General features: G+C 50.2%; 13 protein-coding genes. 11 read left to right on the top strand and 2 right to left on the bottom strand.

What is annotated here, in order from left to right; all coding sequences use genetic code 11:
• Positions 1-36: 36 nt before the first annotated feature.
• Positions 37-966 carry a glycosyltransferase family 61 protein gene (locus tag NSQ73_RS14985; protein WP_340987063.1) on the bottom strand — a complete coding sequence of 310 codons (930 nt, stop codon included), beginning with the start codon at positions 964-966 and terminating at the stop codon, positions 37-39.
• Positions 967-1,639: 673 nt separating this feature from the next.
• Here NSQ73_RS14985 and NSQ73_RS14980 point away from each other — a divergent pair.
• The 11 genes from NSQ73_RS14980 to NSQ73_RS14930 all read left to right on the top strand — a co-directional run bounded on the left by NSQ73_RS14980 (position 1,640) and on the right by NSQ73_RS14930 (position 18,331).
• Entirely contained in the window at positions 1,640-2,590 is a 951-nt protein-coding gene (locus NSQ73_RS14980; protein ID WP_340987062.1) for an ABC transporter permease, read from the top strand.
• Positions 2,584-3,480, top strand: a complete 897-nt coding sequence (locus NSQ73_RS14975) for a carbohydrate ABC transporter permease (protein WP_340987061.1) — start codon at positions 2,584-2,586, stop codon at positions 3,478-3,480. Before NSQ73_RS14980 ends, NSQ73_RS14975 begins: the two co-directional genes overlap by 7 nt.
• A gap of 118 nt (positions 3,481-3,598) precedes the next feature.
• A complete protein-coding gene (locus NSQ73_RS14970) occupies positions 3,599-5,206 on the top strand; it encodes an extracellular solute-binding protein (protein ID WP_340987060.1) in 1,608 nt (535 codons plus the stop codon).
• 120 nt (positions 5,207-5,326) lie between these two features.
• Positions 5,327-6,769: a response regulator gene (locus NSQ73_RS14965; RefSeq protein ID WP_340987059.1), complete on the top strand. Its 1,443-nt coding sequence runs from the start codon at positions 5,327-5,329 to the stop codon at positions 6,767-6,769.
• A 20-nt stretch (positions 6,770-6,789) separates the two neighbouring features.
• Complete coding sequence (locus NSQ73_RS14960; RefSeq protein ID WP_340987058.1) at positions 6,790-8,640, top strand: sensor histidine kinase; 1,851 nt, start codon at positions 6,790-6,792, stop codon at positions 8,638-8,640.
• A gap of 892 nt (positions 8,641-9,532) precedes the next feature.
• Positions 9,533-12,691, top strand: a complete 3,159-nt coding sequence (locus tag NSQ73_RS14955; RefSeq protein ID WP_340987056.1) for a family 43 glycosylhydrolase — start codon at positions 9,533-9,535, stop codon at positions 12,689-12,691.
• A gap of 2 nt (positions 12,692-12,693) precedes the next feature.
• Positions 12,694-14,406, top strand: a complete 1,713-nt coding sequence (locus tag NSQ73_RS14950) for a hypothetical protein (RefSeq protein ID WP_340987054.1) — start codon at positions 12,694-12,696, stop codon at positions 14,404-14,406.
• Positions 14,407-14,615: 209 nt separating this feature from the next.
• A complete protein-coding gene (locus tag NSQ73_RS14945) occupies positions 14,616-15,815 on the top strand; it encodes a phosphoenolpyruvate hydrolase family protein (protein WP_340987053.1) in 1,200 nt (399 codons plus the stop codon).
• Between the two features lie 108 nt (positions 15,816-15,923).
• Positions 15,924-17,144 (top strand): Tm-1-like ATP-binding domain-containing protein, encoded by a 1,221-nt coding sequence (locus tag NSQ73_RS14940; protein ID WP_340987052.1) that lies wholly within the window; start codon positions 15,924-15,926, stop codon positions 17,142-17,144.
• A gap of 46 nt (positions 17,145-17,190) precedes the next feature.
• Positions 17,191-17,994 (top strand): phosphoenolpyruvate hydrolase family protein, encoded by an 804-nt coding sequence (locus NSQ73_RS14935; protein ID WP_445669670.1) that lies wholly within the window; start codon positions 17,191-17,193, stop codon positions 17,992-17,994.
• A 160-nt stretch (positions 17,995-18,154) separates the two neighbouring features.
• Positions 18,155-18,331, top strand: coding sequence for a hypothetical protein (locus tag NSQ73_RS14930; protein WP_340987049.1), 177 nt, complete (start codon positions 18,155-18,157; stop codon positions 18,329-18,331).
• A gap of 46 nt (positions 18,332-18,377) precedes the next feature.
• Here NSQ73_RS14930 and NSQ73_RS14925 read toward each other — a convergent pair whose 3' ends face one another.
• Complete coding sequence (locus tag NSQ73_RS14925; RefSeq protein WP_340987048.1) at positions 18,378-19,028, bottom strand: helix-turn-helix transcriptional regulator; 651 nt, start codon at positions 19,026-19,028, stop codon at positions 18,378-18,380.
• Between the last annotated feature and the right edge of the window lie 147 nt (positions 19,029-19,175).

The raw sequence follows: 19,175 nt of genomic DNA, 5'->3' as shown, positions 1-19,175 counted from the left end.
ATTTGTAATGATGGTCTGCTTCACCTGAACAGCCGCTCATGCGTCTTGCATCTTCAGTCCAGCCATAACAAGTGTTTGCTCCAGCCGGTCCAAATCCACCGTGAAGTCTGCAAGTCCCGGAAAACGGTCCTGTGCAGTACCGTCATCTTGTCCGTACATCATGTAGTAGTCAAGTTTGTTGTGGTTGCTGATCATCCAGTAAGTAGGCACTACATGCCGGATATGAAAAATTTCGATAACAACGGTTCCCTTCATGCAGAAAGCAAGATTGGCCAGTCCCGCACCATGCGGGGAAACTATCGCTTTGGCACAAGCAAAGAGCTGAACCTGCTGGGCCACGGTCCAATCCTCCAGGCAAACAGGAACGAATCCGTACGCCTCCAAATGCCGGATGACTTCGTTCTCGTTAGTGAACCGGCGGGCAGAAGCTTGGCCCCGGGAAATGAAAATACGGCTTGGTGAATGGTGGGGTGTGACGTGTCCGGGCAGCATAAACCTCTGGAGGGTAGCAGTGGTCCAAGGCGGATAATGGGAATTCATCATCAGGGAAGGAACTACCAGCCGCTCGGTCTGAATTTCCCGGTCATCGGCGGTGTGAATTACGGACGATTCCGGTACGTCAAACATAGCTAAGGTCTCTTCCACGAAAGCCCCATAAGGATTCGGATTCATGATGAGGGTTTGAAAAGATATATTTAGAGTCCTGAGCATCCCCAGCCGCGGCAGCACATCATATAACCAGTGAAAATAGTTATGACTCCCGCAAAAAGTCAATGCAGCAGCCGTTCCAGGGACCTCCTGAAGCTCCCTGGCCTCCCGCCGGTGCAAAGCCGGATGTTCTTCCGGTTTCAGCATTCTGTGTAGTTGTCCATCGTATTCCGGGGACAGGTCGTAGATCAGTTGGCTGTCCCATGTCAGAATAGAACCAGATGGTCCCCAAACACACCCATTTCGAATATATGCCACATATCCGCCTCCGGGTTGAAGGGTATAGGATTGCAGGTAAGGGTGAACTTCCGGTTCAAGTGTGTTGGGGGCCCTATATTCAGCGGCTCCTCCAAAGTCAAAAGGTACAACCCTTTCCCCGGCTCCGGGGGAAACGGAAGCTTCCCATTCCCACACATCCCGATAGAAACCGGACTCCCTCAGGTTTGTGCCTGCCGGTTTAACCCTTCCGCATATTTCATCCACTGACCATCCCGCCATTCCTTTTAATCTCATGAATTTATTTTATGCGGGCCTAGCTTAACGGGCACGAAGACAAGAAAAAAAGGCGGACATTCCCTAAGAAATGTGGGGTGATATTTGCGTAAACGTTTTTACAAATATACGCTTTCGAATGTCATCCGCGTGAAATTTAAATTTCACAAATTCCGTTCAAACCCATCCATTCGAAATCGAAGGCCTCAAAACTTATAAACCAGATACCTAACGCAAACAGGTTATGAATAACATTTGTAATTCAATGTACAGCTAGAACAGCGCCTTCCGTAACCGGAGGATGCTGTTCTTTTTTATATTACTTTTAGCCTTTTAAGTTATTACCAAATTCATTTAAGGGAGTACATTTTCTTATTGGCCCCGGAAGCTATAATGAAGGACATGAGAGCTCCTTAATACAGCCGGAGGGATGAGAGAAATGAAAGCGGTTTTATACAAACAGCGAAATCATGTCGGAATAAACAAGAGAAATACTTTTTGGTTCAGAATAAAAAGAGATGCCATCCTCTATGCCCTTTTGCTGGTGCCTCTGTCGTACATTGCCATTTTTAAATATGCTCCCATCTATGGCTTGATTATGGCATTCCAGGATTACAACATCTTCGCAGGAATAAGGGGGAGCGACTGGGTTGGACTCGATGTGTTCCGGTTTATTTTCCAGCAGGACAGCTTCTATCGTGCACTGAAGAATACGCTGGTGCTGAATGTTCTGGATTTGATCGCGGGATTCCCGGCACCGATTCTGCTGGCCATTCTTCTGAATGAAGTAAGGCAGGCCAGATTCAAGAAATTAACCCAGACGGTCCTGTATCTGCCGCACTTTATGTCCTGGGTGATCATTGGGGGGATTGTATACCTGATGTTCTCGAACAGCGGGATGGTCAATCATTTCATCGCTGCCCTCGGGCTAGAGAAGATTGAGTTCCTGTCGCAGAAAATCCCCTGGCTGATCACCTACATCTTCGTTGGCGTCTGGCAGAATATCGGCTGGGGGACGATCATTTATCTGGCGGCGATCACCGGAATCAATAAGGAATTGTATGAGGCGTCCGATATGGACGGGTGCAGCAGGCTTCGCAAAATGTGGCATATTACCCTGCCCGGCATTAAGCCGACCATCAATATTCTGCTGATCCTTCAGATTGGCCGTATGGTGTCCATCGGGTTCGACCGCCCCTTCGTAATGGGGAATTCACTGGTCAGTGAATATTCCGATGTAATCAGTACCTTCGTGTATAGAGTGGGCATCAGCTCGGGAGACTTCTCCCAGGCAACAGCGGTAGGCTTGTTCCAATCCGTGGTCGGTCTGACCCTGCTCATAGGCGCCAACTATATCGCGAAGAAATTAGGTGAGGATGGAATATGGTGAAGCTGATGAAGAACGTGCGTCTAGGGAAAAAAATGAGTGTAGCCGATGTTGCGATTATAGTATTCATTGTGGCCTTGTCCTTCACATGTATTGTTCCGTTCTTATATATGATTGCGCTTTCGCTAAGCTCTAACGAAGCGATTGTAGCTCAGAAGGTAGGCTTGTGGCCGGTAGATTTCACCATTGAAACGTACAAAACCATTCTGAGCGATATGGATATGCTGTACACGCTGGGATATAGTATTGTGCTTACCATTTTCTTCACCGTCGTGTGCATGTTCCTGACCATTTGCGCGGCGTATCCGTTAACGAAGAAGCGGCTGTGGGGAAGAAATTTCATTCTGTCAGCCCTCGTCTTCACGATGTATTTCAGCGGCGGACTGATTCCTTCCTATATTCTGGTTAAAAACCTCGGTATGATGAACACGGTATGGAGTCTGATTCTGCCGGGCGCCATGAGTGTCTTCAACCTGATCATACTGAAAACGTTCTTCACCTCGCTTCCTGAGAGTCTGGAGGAATCAGCGTCAATAGACGGGTGTTCGGATCTGGGCATTCTCATCCGGATTGTGCTTCCGCTCTCGCTGCCTTCCATTGCCACATTAAGCCTTTTCTATGCTGTGGACCGGTGGAATGGCTTCCAGGATGCCTTGTTCTATATTACGAAGAAGGAGCTGTACCCTATGCAGCTCAAGCTGTACCAGATCATTTCGGCCAATCAGCAGCTGGATAGCCAGCAGGGGGGAGAAGGAAGTATAGGCTCCTTCATTGTGCCTGAATCCCTGAAAGCAGCCAGTGTCATGTTTACAACGATCCCGATTCTACTGATCTATCCCAAACTGCAGAAGTATTTCGTAGACGGTGTGATGACAGGGGCGATCAAGGGCTGATAGAACAACATATTAGATCAAAGGAGGGGATTCCAGGACAGTTGAATGATAAATGTAAAGCTAAGGGTTTACAGCATGAACGATTTCAATAAACAGGGGCATGAAAGGGTGGTTTATAGTGAAGACGGACATGAAGAAAATAGCAGCAGTTCTGTGTAGTACAGCTCTTCTGGCCAGTGTTGCGGCAGGCTGTGGAGGCAATGGCAACAAGAGCGGGGAGACATCATCGTCAGAGGCATCAACGACTGCATCTGGCGCCCCTTCCGGTGCTCCGGTAACCTTGACGGTAGAAGTGTTCGACCGCGGGGTTCAGGGACAGCCGGATTTGAACAACAACAAATGGACCCAATACGTTAATGAGAAATTCGGCAAGCCCAATAACGCCATTGTAGAATTTGTTCCTGTCCCCCGCTCCCAGGAAGTCGACAAGCTGAATGTGTTAATGGCCGCGAACCAGGCTCCTGATATTTCCTTCACCTACGACGGGACCCTGGTCACCCGCTTCGCCAAAAGTAAGGGACTCTATACGCTGGACGAATTGCTGGAACAGCACGGCCAGCAATTGAAGTCGTACCTGGGTGAGAAGGTGCTCTCCTACGGCAAATATGACGGCAAACAGGTCTCCATCCCGGGCAAGCGGACTCTGCTGGCCTGGAACGGAATGTTCATCCGCAAGGATTGGCTGGATAAGCTGGGCCTGCCGGTTCCGACGAACCGGGACGAATTGTATGAGACGCTGGTAGCCTTCCGTGACGAAAACCCCGGTAATGTTGACGGCGTCATTCCTTGGGCTACAGCGGCTGCCGGGATGAACTACACCTTCGGCAACCTGGTGCAATCGTTCTGGAAGTCCATGCCGGAGGAGGAATTCATCACCACGTCGAACTGGCTGAAGCCCGGTAACAAGGAGGCTTACCAATGGCTGAACAAGCTGTACAATGAGAAGCTGATCAGCCCCGATTTTGCCCTGGACAAAACAACCAAGCAGGCGGATGCTGATGTAACCAACGGCAAGGTAGGCTTCTATGCCGCCAACTGGGATTATCCGATGACACAAAAAATCCGTGTTCCGCTGAAGCAAAATTCGCCGGAGGCCAACTATGTTCCGATTGATACCTTCAAGAATGACGAAGGCAAATACCTCAAAGAGGTATATAATGAGAATGGTATATTCTCCTTCATTCCCAAGAGCAGCAAGAACGCGGAGCTGGCGATTAAATATCTGAACTGGATGGCTGATCCGGAAGTGATGTTCTTCCTGCAGTTCGGTGATGAAGGCGTTAACCACAAGATGGTAGACGGCATCCCTCACGGGATTGCACAGACCGGCGAGAAAATGCAAATGAGCAATTTGAATATGGATTATACGATGATTGTAAACGGCGCTGAGCTGGGCGATACCGAAAAGAATGTCAGAACCTATGCGGCAGCGCTGGCAGCCGGGGACAAGAGTTATGAGAAGCTGGCGATTGACTCCTATGCAATCAATACAACGGACGGCTATAGCAGCTACAACTATGGCATACCGAACGAAGCCAATATCAAGTACGGCAAAACGCTGGGCGACATGAACAAGCAAATGATTGACAGGCTGATCGTTGCCAAGCCGGCAGAGTTCGACGCCCTGTACGAGAAGCTGGTGAAAGAATATATGGACGCCGGCGGTAAAGCTGTTCAAGAGGAGAATGTGAAGAATTACAGAGAGAGCCAAGCCGCCAAAAAATAATCTCATCATATTCGGATAAGCCATTGAGAGTTCATCATCATGGTTTATCCGAATTTCGGTTGCTATTCCCGGACAATTTCACTATTATTCAGAGGAATCCATAGGTTCAGGAGGCTACCCATGTACAAGGTCATGATTGTAGATGATGAGTCGTGGGCGATAAGAGGAATACAGAACGCCTTCGACTGGGAGAAGTATGGCTTTGAAATTACAGGTCAATATACAAGCGCTTACAAAGCGTGGGAGGCCATACGCACACAGCAGCCGGATTTGGTGTTTACGGATATCCGGATGCCGGATATCTCCGGGCTGGAACTGATGAAGCGGGCCAAAGCTCAAGGGCTGAACACCGAGTTTGTCATCGTAAGCGGATATGGGGAATTTGAATACGCCCAGGAAGCGATACGCCACGGGGCGCTCGATTATTTCCTGAAGCCTCTGGATGTCGATATGGCGGATACATTCATTGCGACGCTGGCCGCTCACTTCTCCCGGAGAAGCGCAACGCGCAATCACCTTCTTCTGGATGCGCTGACCTCGGGGGATGAGACCGAGATCAGGCGATTCCTGCCGCTTCCGGCCAGCATGGCTGTATGCTATTACCAAGTGTTTGCGGTCTATTTGCGGAGTGATATTAAGGGTATCAGGAAGCTGTTGTCTCCGGAGGGCAGGAACATAACTGCCGTGGAGGTTGAAGCCGGGTCCCGGAAGCTGCTGGTCGTGCGGATGGCTGAGCATCTGAGCAGCTTGGAGTGGACCCCGGATGAAGGGGTGCTGACAGAGACTGGAATCCAAAGTGTGGGCATCAGCAGCAGCAGCAGCCAGCTTCAGCAGGTGAGCAAACTGATCAAAGAAGCTGACCTGTCCGCCTCGCATATTTTTCTGGAGCAGACTTCAGCAGCCGTTCACTATGAGCCGAAGCTTCATCTCATGAAACCTTGTATTGATGGACTCTATACGATCATTCACGGGAATTCGCTTGACGATATGGATGTGTACATTACAGGACTGCAGAAATACTTCAGGAACCATCTTCTGGGCATGGGTGAGGTGGTCTACTTATGGAATCAGGCTGTCGGGATGCTTATAAACACATATGCTGAGGAACTGAGGGACATGGAGCTGGAATTCCTCAATTATTCCGAGATCAAGGAACGGTTCGAAGACTTTGCGTCTCTGTGCAGCTTCTTGCATGACGTCCTTACGGTCATCCGGCAAGGCAGCAGCCGTTCCTTGCAGGAAGGGGATATCCTATCCTGCTTCAACCGGATGGTCGCCTATATCGACCGGAACTTTGAGCAGAAGCTGTACCTGAAGGATTTGTCTGTCCAGTTCTTCATTAATCAGGTGTATTGCTGCCAGTTGTTCAAGAACAATCTGGGCAGAACCTTCTCCGAATATGTGGCAGAGCTGAGGATCAGGAAAGCCCGGGAGCTGCTGAAGCATACGGACCTGTCCATTGAGCAAATTGCCGTTAAGTCGGGGTATGTGGATTATTATTATTTCAATAAAGTGTTCAAAAAGCATTGCGGGATGACGCCCACCAAATTCAGAAAAAGCTAATCGGATCGGAGCGGTAAGCCATGAAGACCAGTAAAGTGAAATTAAAACATCAGATATGGCTTATCTTTTTTTTCTCGATCGTTATATTTACCGTCATGGAGATCTATTTCTTCCATAGCTTCTCTAATTTAACCCAGAAGCGGGCTGCCACTTACGGCAACCAGATGATTGAACAGACCCGCCACAAGATTGATACGGTGTTCAATGATATCCGGGTCAGCACCGGAATTGCAGTCAACAGCAAGCTAATTCAGGAATTCTCCGTGGAGGTTGATGACTACAAAAGAGCGTTCGACAGCGGTCCGTATGCACTGGATCTTATGGAATACATGAGATCCTTCAATTCCTATGTGAACGGCATCATCATTAACGACATCAAGGGAAGGCGGCTGCACAGTCTGGACTCGGCAAGCGGCGATATTTTTTTCATCAACCCCTATGATACTTTTATTCAGAAATATAAGGATGACCCTATGCTGCGGGAGCAGGGGATGTTCACCACGATTCTGAAAGACGAACGGACAGGTACGGAACAGTTCTTCTATATCGCGCCGATTGTGGAGAATATTGGGGGAGTCTATTTCTCCCAGATTACAGGTTACTGCACCGTGATGGTCAATATGGACAAGCTGCAGGGGCTGGTGGAAAATACAGAATTAACAGCCAATTCCACCTTGTACATACTGAATAACCGGGACGAAGTAATCGCCTCCACGAATTCTAATGCCCGCGGTACCTTGTTCAGGGATGTGCTGTCTATGGATAAGGATATCCTGCTTAATGGTGTAAAAGAAACCATCGACGGGGAGGAGATTCTCGTTCAGGTCAAGGGTCTGGAGGAGGCTGACGGATGGCGGGTTGTTAGTATGATTCCGGTGCGTGAACTGACTGCGGACATGGCCCCGATGCGGAAGGTCAGTATTATCGTCGGCATTGGCATTATTCTAACCATGCTCTTAACCGGCAGCTTCTTCATGAACAATCTGATGCGTCCGTTAATGGGACTTGTTATGGATATGAAGAGGGTCGGGCGGCGGGACATGGGCTTCCGCATTAAAGTCCGGTTCACCAATGAGGTGGGCTTGCTGGCCCGCGACATTAACCGGATGATGGATGAAATGGAGGAAATGGCCAGAGACATGTTTGGTACCCAGGCCAGACTCTATGAATCCGAGCTGAGCCAGAAGCAGGCGGAATTCTCTGCCCTGCAGAGCCAGATTAATCCTCACTTCCTCTATAATACGCTTAATTGTATCAGCAGCATCGGATTGGAATACGGAAGCAGGGAGATTGCGCAAATTACCTACTGTATGTCCAAGATTTTCCGGTATAGCATCAAGAAGGATAATCTTGTACAGATCCGGGAAGAAGTGGACTGTATTCAGGCCTATATGAAGATTATCTTAATCCGCTACGAGAATAAATTCTCCATGGAGCTTGATGTGGAGGAGAGGCTGCTATCTATGAAGACGCCCAAGATGATCCTCCAGCCTATTGTGGAGAATTCTGTCTACCACGGGCTGGAGCGGATGGACGAAGGCGGCCGGCTTCTGGTTACCGGAAGGATGGATGAGCATGGAGATGTGTGCTTCTGTATTACAGATACAGGGAAAGGAATGGAACCGGAAGTACTAGCCGCCCTCAAGGCCAAGCTGGGTATGGAGTACCCGGCGCGGGCATCAGACGGACAACCGGTACAAGGTATTGGGATCACCAATATCCATAACAGGCTCCGGCTGCTGTTCGGAGAAGGTTACGGGATCACCATAGAAAGCCGGTTCGGGCATGGAACGACAGTGACCGTGAAGATTCCGCAGCTGGCGTACGACCGCGATACGATTGAAGAGTTTAGACAATCTGAGGGAATGTGAGCTATGACGACGCCGATCCTGCGGACAGAATAATCCCGTCCGTAATTCGTAAGATCCGGCTGGATTCCCAAGGTTCTACTGGAGCTCATCAGACAGATCGTTGCCGGGAAGGCCAGATAGGCTAATCGAATGTGCAACCAGGACACTTCCTATAATCGGGAGGTGTCTTTTTGGATTGCATAGCTTCAGAAGCTGGCAAAAGTATGGACAAGGATGTGGTAGCGCCTGTCGCCGGAAATAGCAGTTGGATTAACTACACTTGCTCATGAACAGAGGTGTCCTTCACAGGGAACAGTTGGAAAAATAGCACTTAATAGGCGGCAAATCGAGCAGAGTAGAGGAAATCCATGAAATTAAATGACGTTTTTCCAACTAATTCTCTCAGACGCTGCAAAGCATTCAAATTAAGATACGTTTATCCAACTAATCATTTATTCCATATAAGAGGCCCTAAAGAAATTAATAAAAAGCAAAAGAAACGGAGGGGAAATTTGGAACTGTAGGAGCGGTAGCGACCGCCTGAAAGCTTTCCGCAGGAAAGCTAGCATCGGAAGCAGCAGCAGTCACCGGATTTCCACCGCGAAGAGCCGTATTAATCAAGAAATCTGGTGACAACAGCGGCGGAAGTCCAAATGTTCACCGCAGTGACGACGAAGCTTCAAGTTCAATACTTAAGTGCCTCTTATATAACCTCAGATTCACCCTCCGGTTGATTTTATGGTTTCCTGCCACAGGTAAAGCACTTTTTCTAAAACGGTTACAAAAACCATTTAAGATAGTACATTTTTTAAAAGTTCTCCAGAAGGTAGAATGAGGACGCTAACCTGAAAAATCTAAACAAGAGGGAGATGAAAAAATGAAAGCGTTTTTATCTGTCAAAGGAGGGCTGCACATGCCTGGCAAAAAATCCAGAGTGCTGCTGCTGTGTCTCGCACTGCTGCTGATGCTGCCACAATGGGGCGGGGTGGCTGCTGCGGAAGAGTCAACGTCAGCTTCACCGGGGCCGGCCGCTGTACAAGGAGGGAATAATGTGTCCAATTTCTACAATGTTATTATGCAGACGGGAGCCGATCCCTGGGTATACCAGCACACCGACGGCTATTATTACAATGTATTCGTCAATGCCAGCGGGATCATGATCCGCAGGTCGAAGACCATCACCGGCATTGAAGCGGGTGAGCGGAGCCTGGCCTGGACACCGGTTAAGGGGACCCAGTATAGCTCCAATGTGTGGGCGCCGGAAATGCACTATCTCAAAGATACGGACGGAGTGTACAAATGGTACATCTACTTCGCGGCCGACAACGGAACCAACGCCAACCACCGTATGTACGTGCTGGAGAACGCCAGTGCAGATCCGCTAAGCGGAACCTGGGAGTTCAAAGGTAAAATCACCGATCCCACCGACCGCTGGGCGATCGACGGAACGGTGCTGACGGTGGGTGAGCAACACTATTTCATCTGGTCCGGCTGGGAAGATACGGACGGAAGCTTCCAGAATCTATACATCGCCCGGATGAGCGATCCGCGAACCATAAGCTCGCAGCGGGTACTGATATCTACGCCTGAATATGATTGGGAGACGTCCCCGGGCAGAATCAATGAAGGCCCGCAGATCACTATAAAGGGCGACACCATTAATCTGATCTATTCTGCCAACGGAAGCTGGACAGACAGCTACTGCCTCGGGCTGATTACCGCCAAGCTCAGTGATGATCCGCTGAATCCGGGCTCCTGGATTAAGCGCGATCAGCCGGTCTTCTCCAGTGCGAATGGCGTGTACGGCCCGGGCCACCACAGTATCGTCACCTCTCCAGACGGTACAGAGGACTGGATTATCTACCATACCGCCCGCTGGCCGGGCTCAGGCTGGACCCGCAATGTCCGTGCGCAGAAGTTCACCTGGAATGCAGACCATACGCCGAACCTGGGAGAACCCGCCAATCCAAACAGTCCGCTTGCAGTGCCTTCGGGTGAGCCGGTGCGGACGCGTTATGAAGCGGAAGCAGCTCTATTGGTGCAAGATCCGGCTGGTGAATCTTCCCCGGCAGTCCGTCGGGAAGCCTCCGCATCCGGCGGGATGAAGGTCGCGAGCATCAGCAACACCAATGATTATGCCCGGTTTACAGTTAACGTGCCGGAGGCGGGCTTTTATATGCTGTCTGTACGTAATGCCAATGGCTCACCGGATGCGGGAGAGGCCTCCCATATCTTGTCGGTCAACGGCGGCTCCGGTGCCAATCTGAACATTGTCTATTCGGGCTTGAACCGCTGGGGGGCTTCCACGGCGAAGGTCTATCTTGAACAAGGCAGCAACACCATCAGCTTCTACAAGGGGAAAAATGTTGCCGAAATCGACAGTATGGATGTGTTCCGGCTGAATACGTCAGAGCTTCTATTTGAAGCTCCAGGGTTCACGCTGGGCTTGGGGGAAACCCGCAGTTTGCCCCTGTATTCGGTAACAGGCACTACTTATTCCACTGTTAATACAGGAGCGGTCTTCAGTTCTTCTGATACGAAGGTGGCCGTTATTACAGGGAATCAGATTGAGGCTCTAAAGGCAGGCAGTGCCACTATCACCGCTGTCTACAACGGGAAAACAACTACGGCCGCGATTACCGTAACTGCGGAGCCTAAATCGGTGCAGTCTGTTGTAATGAAGGGGTTGTCCCCTATCCTGACCAGCGGGCAGACCAGCTTGCCCCTTCAGCTAACAGCACATTATAACAATTATGAAGTTCAGAAGGTGACAGGCAGTGCCCAGTATACCAGCAGCGATCCCGGAGTGGCCCGGATAGATTCTGATCCAGTCACCCGTTCAGTATACGCGGTTAAACCGGGCACAGCCTTCATTACAGCCGCATATAGCGGCAAGCAGGTCACCTTCCGCTTGAAGGTAATTGCAGCATCGGATGCGATTCAAGTAGCTTCTGTAGTGAAGACTCCTTCCGGAATCCCTCCCAAACTGCCCGGCATTGTGGATGTCGTCTACAAAAATAAGCCGAAGCAGGCCGCTGTCGTCAGCTGGGACCTGGCAGGACTTAATTTCAGTTCGATTGGCACAGTTCAGGTGCCTGTTACCCTGAAGCTTGCCGGACGTGAGTTCTTCTCCACCGTTTCCGTAGAAGTTGTTCCGGGTTATGGTCTGGATGAGATTGTGAACCAGCTCCGCGGCAAGCTGGTCAATTTCTCCTATCCTCTGGGAGACGGGCTAGGTAACTATAGTCAATCCAAATATAACGCCTTCGTGGCCGAAGTGGATCACGCGGAGGACCTGGCCGGGAACGCGAATTTGACCAAAGAGCAGTTTGACGGGGAGCTTAATAAACTTGCTGAAGCAGAAGCCGCCCTGTTAGGTTCGCTTAATACCACGCAGGGTGGCGTGTTCTATAACGCTTACCGGGATTTCTCCGGCGACACGGAAGGCAAATACCCTTACGGTATTGTCAGCGAAGCTCTCACTGGCGGTGCTGCCGCCACTGTGCAGGAGGAGGATGGGAATAAATTCCTGCGACTGACAACTGCAGCTACAGCGGGTAAGGCCAACCTGTTCCTGCCGTATACAGGTGAGGTCAAAGCTGAGGCGGATGAACGTATCGTCATCGAATATCGCGTCAGATTGAACAGTAGCTTCCCGTACGCCAATGGCGCCATGGTGAGGAACGACAGCGGAACCGGCAATTATTCCATGGTCACGGCGTTTGATACGGGTAAAATCATCGTGCAGAATGGAGCCTCCAATAAGGTTAAGGTTAAAGACTTCAGTCTGAGCACATGGTACAAAATCAAAATTGTCGCTAACTGGGACGCCAAGACTTATACCGTCTATATTAACGATGCTCCGGTTCCGGTGGCCATGGACTTCAGCTTCCGCCATACCGGCGGCAGCAAGCTGACCGGCCAGCTGTTCGGCATCGACGGCTACGCTAATGCCTCCATTGACTTCGACGATTTTAAGGTTAGCATGATTAATATTAATACTGATGCCGATACTGCCCAGCCGGAAACATATGATACACCTGCTGAAGCAGCGGGAGCCCTGGAGGGATAGTTATGTCAACTCCGACGTATGAGAAATTTGAGCCTTTACGAAATGCGCAGCTTGTTCTGGGGTATCTGACATCCATGGTGGATGAGAAGGCGGATAACCTTCCGTATTGGCTTGTGCTCCCTCATAAGAAGCCTGCGGAAGCTGCTCATTGCCGGGTAGACGACGCGGAGCTGGTTGGCTCCTGGTACGAAGCCATTGACGCCGTCCGGAAAATGCTGAAGACCGAAGAGGGAGCTGAGGTTCAGTTATCCTTTTACCGCCATCTTATGAAGTCTTGGGGAGAGCACGGGCTGCGCTTTCATGAGCCATACTCCTGGACGCATACGAATCACAGCTCCTTTCACGAAATGGGCTATATTCTTCCGGCACTGAACAGGATGGTGGAGAATAACCCTTTGGACCCGGAACCGGAAAAGAGGGCTTCCGAGCTTGTAAGAGGGCTACGCTCCCTTGTCATCGAAAGGAAGGTCAGAACCTTCTGGTCAGGTGATTATGAGGAAAAGGAGCCGGTGTATGAATTCCCCAATGACGTATATTTGAAAGACGGCGGATTCGATCTGTCCAGGCACACCGGACGGGGGGAGCAGGGAATTCGCAATGCGATTGTGCTTCACTCCCTGGTGCGCAGATATGAGATCACCGGAGACGGGGTGGCGCTTGATCTGGCTGTTGGCATTGCCAACCACCTCCTGGGACCCTCGCGTTATTTTAATTACAAAATGGAGTTTTTCGGCCATATCCATTCGGCAGGCTGGGTTGCCTCCGGACTCGTCCGTCTTGGACGCATCACAGGCGCCGGGCGGTATATTACCGCGGGTAAAGGGATCTATGATTATATCCGTTCCTTGTCCTCCTCCTTCGGCTGGGTACCGGAATATGCCCAGTGGCATCCGCAGCATGAGGAGCACTGTGAAACCTGCTGCATTAAGGATATGATCGAATGCGCGAATGAGTTAATTCTGGCCGGGTACGAGGAATATTGGAACGATATGACCCTGTTTGCACGGAACCAGCTGGTGGAGAATCAGCTCAAGGTGGCATCTTATGTAGTGACAGACAATACCTTACCTGATGGGCAGGGGGTCACCTACAGGGAGATTGACAAGAGAATGATTGGCGGCTTCACCGGCGGCTCCCTCGTCAACTCCATCTCATTGTCCAAGTTCCGCTCCATTGCGGGCTGCTGCGTCGGCATGGCTCCGGTGGCCCTGGAGATCATATGGAACCGGGCGGTGGAATACCGCGGTGGAATGGTTCTCGTTAATATCCCTGTCGATAAAGAAACAGAGGAAGCCAAGGTGAGCATGAATTACCCCGATACAGGCTATATTTCCATCAAGCTCAAGCAGACATATGATGTTGCAGTACGGGTGTACGACTGGATGGGGCAGGACCTCGAAGGGAGGATTAATGGAATAGCCTGTGCACCCTCAAGAGAGGGCAATCTGGTGGTATTCCGCAATGTTAAGGCAGGGGATATAGTGGAGCTGGAGCATCCAGTGGAGACGGCGGTGCTGAAAGAAACGGTGCGCGGCGAACAATATTCGGTATCCTGGAGAGGCTGTGATGTCGTCGATATTGTTCCGCGCGGAGAGCACTTAAGACTGTACCAGCGGGATTTACAGATCCCGAAATACTATCCGTCGGCGGACGATGTTCACTTCACCGGAGCCGCCAATTATGGTCCTACCCAGCAGGCACAGGGGAAAAAGTAACGGCAGATACGGATACAGACCCTTCAAATACAGACCCAAACAGAAACCATAACCCGCAAAAGTAACTTTGCGGGTTGTGGTTTTTCAGCTTCGGTACATTGTTATAATAGAAGACACAGGAGTGAAGCGCTCTCAGTAGCAGGGTGGCTTTTTCTTTTATATAAGATGGTTAAGATTGAGGAATCTGAAGAGATGAGGAGCGATAGAGCTTGAACAGAACAGCCATACTGGAGCGCCTTCAATCACAACTGCATGAGGGTAATCATGTCATTGGTGTCTCGACAGGTACGGGGATTACAGCCAAGGTTGCCGCCCAGAGCGGAGCGGACTTTATATTAATGCTGAACTCCGGCAAGTTCCGCCAGATGGGGAGAAGCTCTCTGGCAGGGTTTTTACCGTTCTGCAACAGCAATGATATGGTGATGGACTTCGGGTCAAGGGAAATCGTGCCGCTGGTGAGGCATACTCCCGTGCTCTTCGGGCTGAATGCGAATGATCCCACCAGAGAAATAGCCGATTATATAATGGATATCAAGGAAAAAGGCTTTGCGGGAGTCAATAATTATCCGACAGTCGGCCTGATTGACGGATTGTTCAGAGAGGCACTGGAGGAAGACGGAATCAGCTATGACAAAGAGGTTGAGGCCATACGACTGGCCCACCTGCAGGAGCTGTTTACGGTGGCCTTCGTATTTGACGAGTCCCAAGCGGTCCAGATGCTCGAGGCAGGGGCAGATGTAATCTGTGCTCATCTCGGCCTGACCGAAGGCGGATTATTAGGGGCGCGGAAGGTTGTCTCCTTAGAGGCTGCCAAAGCAAAGGCACTGCGCATTTTTGCTGCCTGCGGGCAGCTTAAGCCGGGTGTAATCAAGATGATTTACGGCGGTCCGGTGAAGACACCCGTCGACGTCCAGTACATGTACAGCAATAACACAGACATTATGGGCTACATTGGCGGCTCTGCCTTCGAACGGATTCCATCCGAGCAGTCGATTACGGCAATTACCCGCGATTTCAAGCGACTGGGCAAGCTGAATGAGGATGATTTCATGGTCAAAATGCTCAGCGGCATCACGAGGCATTATGATTACGTTGAGTTTGTCAAAGAGTATGTCGCACATAACTACAGCGATGAAGTTATTTTTGCGGATCTGGCCAAGGTAGCTCATGTATCGCGCAGTTATTTAAGCAGCTTGTTTAAAAAAGAGGTGGGCTGCAGCTTTCAGAGCTACCTGGTGAGCTTCCGCATCAATAAAGCTGCAACGCTGCTCCAGGCACCGCAGCTTCAATTATCCGAGGTGGCCGCGATGGCAGGGTATCCGGATTATGCCCAATTCAGCAAAATGTTTAAAAAGCTGAAGGGCTGCTCTCCCAAGCAGTACAGATCTAACCTAAACACAAAAATATAGTACATAAAAGCGTTTTCATTCTTAAGCAAGCCCCGTATGATTACTCTATAGCGCTCGGCTACCGGGATTGAGCACTGTTCTAGATGATCCATATGAGGAGGCAGCAGAATGAAGACCATCGCAATAGCTGGAACGTTTGATACGAAAGGTGAGGAGTACCTGTACATCAAGAGGATTGCAGAGGAGCTTGGGCTGGGGACCCTGATGATCCATACGGGCGTGTTCGAGCCGGCCTTTGTTCCGGATGTGTCTAACCGGGAGGTCGCGTACGCTGCTGGTAAGGACATAGAGGAGCTTGCAGCAAGGAAGGACCGGGCTTTGGCTACAGAGCTGCTATCCCAAGGATTGGAGAAGCTGATCCCCCAGTTGTACAAGCAGGGGAAATTCGACGGTATCATATCCTTTGGGGGTACCGGCGGAACCTCTCTGGTCGCTCCGGCTATGAGAGCCCTGCCAATTGGCGTTCCGAAGGTATTGGTATCAACCGTTGCATCCGGAAATACAGCTCCATACGTAGGCACAAGCGATATTATCATGATTCCCTCTGTGGTGGATGTCGCAGGCTTGAATTCGATTTCCACGGCAATATTCACAAACGCATTATTTGCGATGGCGGGAATGCTCAAATTTGAGCATACGCATACACCGGAGAAGAAACCGCTAGTGGCAGCCACGATGTTCGGAGTAACAACGCCCTGTGTGACAGCGGCAAGAAAATACCTGGAGGAACGGGGCTACGAGGTGCTTGTGTTCCACGCCACAGGTATCGGGGGACAATCAATGGAGGCGCTCATCGAGGCGGGTTTCATTGAAGGGGTACTCGACTTGACGACGACCGAGTGGGCGGATGAGATCATCGGCGGTGTCTTGAATGCGGGGCCGCACCGGTTGGAGGCTGCAGGACGCAAGCGCATTCCGCAGGTCATTTCGGTGGGCGCTTTGGATATGTGCAATTTTGGACCGGCAGATACGGTGCCGGAGAAATTCAAGGATCATACCTTTTACCAGCATAATCCGACCGTTACCCTGATGAGAACGACAGTGGCGGAGAATGAACAGATCGGAAGGAAGCTGGCAGAGAAGCTGAACATGGCCGAAGAGAGCACCGTGCTGATACTGCCGCTTAGGGGCATTTCCGCAATTGATGTGGAGGGGCAGCCCTTCTACGGGCCGGAGGAGGACCGGATGTTATTCGATACCCTGCGCCAGCATGTTGACCGCACAAGGGTTGAAGTCATTGAGATGGATTGCGCCATCAACGATCCGGCCTTTGCAGAGGCTGCAGCACTCAAGCTGATCGAACTCATGCATGTATCAATTCCTGAATAACAATAAGGAGGATATACGAATGAACAAGCTAAGCAGAACAGAAATTATGGCAAAATTCAAGAAAGAGGTGGAGTTGGGCAAGATTCTCCTCGGTGTCGGGGCCGGTACAGGGATTACGGCCAAGAGCAGTGAAGCAGGCGGAGCGGATATGCTGATTATATATAATTCCGGCCGTTACAGAATGGCAGGCCGCGGTTCACTCGCGGGCTTGCTGTCCTATGGAGATGCCAATCAGATCGTTGTTGATATGGGCGCTGAGGTGCTGCCCGTTGTCAAGCATACACCTGTTCTGGCCGGGGTATGCGGTACCGACCCGTTCCGGGTGATGGAGGTATATCTGAAGCAATTGAAGGAGCAGGGCTTCAGCGGTGTTCAGAACTTTCCTACGGTAGGCTTGATTGATGGGGTGTTCAGACAGAATCTGGAGGAAACCGGTATGGGGTACGACCTGGAGGTTGAAATGATCCGTATCGCGCATGAGCTGGATTTATTGACCACCCCATATGTCTTTGATCCTGTACAGGCCAAAGCCATGGCGGAGGCGGGTGCTGACATTCTGGTTGCCCACATGGGCTTGACGACCAAAGGCACGATCGGTGCCAAAACAGCGCTGACCCTGGATGACTGTGTTGAACGAATTGAAGCAATTATTGAAGCAGGCCGGGCGGTGAACCGGAATATTATGATTATTTGCCACGGCGGACCGATTGCAGAGCCGGAGGATGCCACTTATGTCATTCAGAGAACGAAGGGCATCGATGGGTTCTTCGGCGCATCGAGCATTGAGCGCTTTGCGGCAGAGAAGGGCATTACCCAGCAGACCGAGTTTTTCAAATCGATTCGTCAATAACCACGGATACCAGTCGTTGAAGTAAAAAGGCTTTCCCGTAGCACGGCGGTAAATACCGTTTCATGGATCGCCTTCATTTGCTGGAAACGGAAAGTCTTGCAACAAGCAAGTGGAAAAAGGTATCTTAATTCGTCAATTTCTGAGCGATGTAAGGAAGCAAGTGGAAAAACAACATCTAATATTGGTGGTTTCACTAATTTGGGTGAAACGGAATGATTTAAGTGCTGTTTTTCCAACTCCTGATTTAACAGGAGGCATTGTCTCATCAGCAAGTGTAGAAAATCCAACTGCTATTTCTGGTCTCTATAGCGGGCTGTCCCAAGCTGTCATTTCATGACTTAGGACAGTCCCTTTTTGATACAAACCCAGAGCCGAAGCTCCTATTATTGCCTAATCCTATACACGCAGTTTCTTCCTCCGGCCAGAATGTACTCTCCCCGTTCAATATCAACCTTATTTCCCAGCACAGTCTTAAACAAGTGCAACTCATTCTTACATAACCCGGTGCATGCAGCAGCAGCTTCACAGATCGGACAATGCTTCTCAATGAATAAAAGACTGCCATCCTCCTGCTCCTTAACCTCGGCCATATAACCTTCATTTGTCCGAATCTCGGCCAGTTTCTCCAGCCTCTCTCTAACGTCAGATGAATCGCCCAGATGCTGAAGATATTGTTCTTGCATCTTCTTATTCCGGACAGCCAGCAGCTTGTCCAGCCCCTCAATTCCGAAGGCTTCCTTCATGGAATTGATCAGACTGACGGATAAATCCGAATAGCCGTTTGGAAAAAACTGATTAGCCGCGGGAGTTAATATCCATAGCTTAGCTGGTCGGCCCATGGGACGGGCTTCTTCTATATTGGTAACCAGCCCTTCTTCTTTCAGCCCGTTCAAATGTTGACGAATAGCCATTCCAGATAGCGAAAATCGGGAGGAGAGGGCCGCAACATCCATTCCCCCTTGCTCCTTTAACAGATTAATGATCGCTCTTCGGGTACTGGTGGAGACATCGTTTGTGGTTTGATTCCGGCTCATAATGCACCTCCTTTTGAAGCAGCTGAATCCACATCACTGACTACATTTTAAACATAAATGTTGACAAAGTCAAAGCGGAACTGTAGGTTATACATTATAAACAATAATGTTTACTAAGTATCCGGATACGATGTATACATACCAAAT

The organism is Paenibacillus sp. FSL R10-2736 (assembly GCF_038000245.1).
Taxonomy (GTDB): domain Bacteria; phylum Bacillota; class Bacilli; order Paenibacillales; family Paenibacillaceae; genus Paenibacillus_AQ; species Paenibacillus_AQ phytohabitans.
The sequence above is the reverse complement of the archived record's forward strand: the minus strand, read 5'-3'. Positions and strand labels throughout refer to the sequence as shown.

Coding starts and splice junctions, on each gene's coding strand:
- NSQ73_RS14980 (WP_340987062.1), top strand. CDS start 1,640: ATGAAAGCGGTTTTATACAAACAGCGAAATCATGTCGGAATAAACAAG.
- NSQ73_RS14975 (WP_340987061.1), top strand. CDS start 2,584: ATGGTGAAGCTGATGAAGAACGTGCGTCTAGGGAAAAAAATGAGTGTA.
- NSQ73_RS14965 (WP_340987059.1), top strand. CDS start 5,327: ATGTACAAGGTCATGATTGTAGATGATGAGTCGTGGGCGATAAGAGGA.
- NSQ73_RS14960 (WP_340987058.1), top strand. CDS start 6,790: ATGAAGACCAGTAAAGTGAAATTAAAACATCAGATATGGCTTATCTTT.
- NSQ73_RS14955 (WP_340987056.1), top strand. CDS start 9,533: ATGCCTGGCAAAAAATCCAGAGTGCTGCTGCTGTGTCTCGCACTGCTG.
- NSQ73_RS14950 (WP_340987054.1), top strand. CDS start 12,694: ATGTCAACTCCGACGTATGAGAAATTTGAGCCTTTACGAAATGCGCAG.
- NSQ73_RS14940 (WP_340987052.1), top strand. CDS start 15,924: ATGAAGACCATCGCAATAGCTGGAACGTTTGATACGAAAGGTGAGGAG.
- NSQ73_RS14935 (WP_445669670.1), top strand. CDS start 17,191: ATGGCAAAATTCAAGAAAGAGGTGGAGTTGGGCAAGATTCTCCTCGGT.
- NSQ73_RS14925 (WP_340987048.1), bottom strand. CDS start 19,028: ATGAGCCGGAATCAAACCACAAACGATGTCTCCACCAGTACCCGAAGA.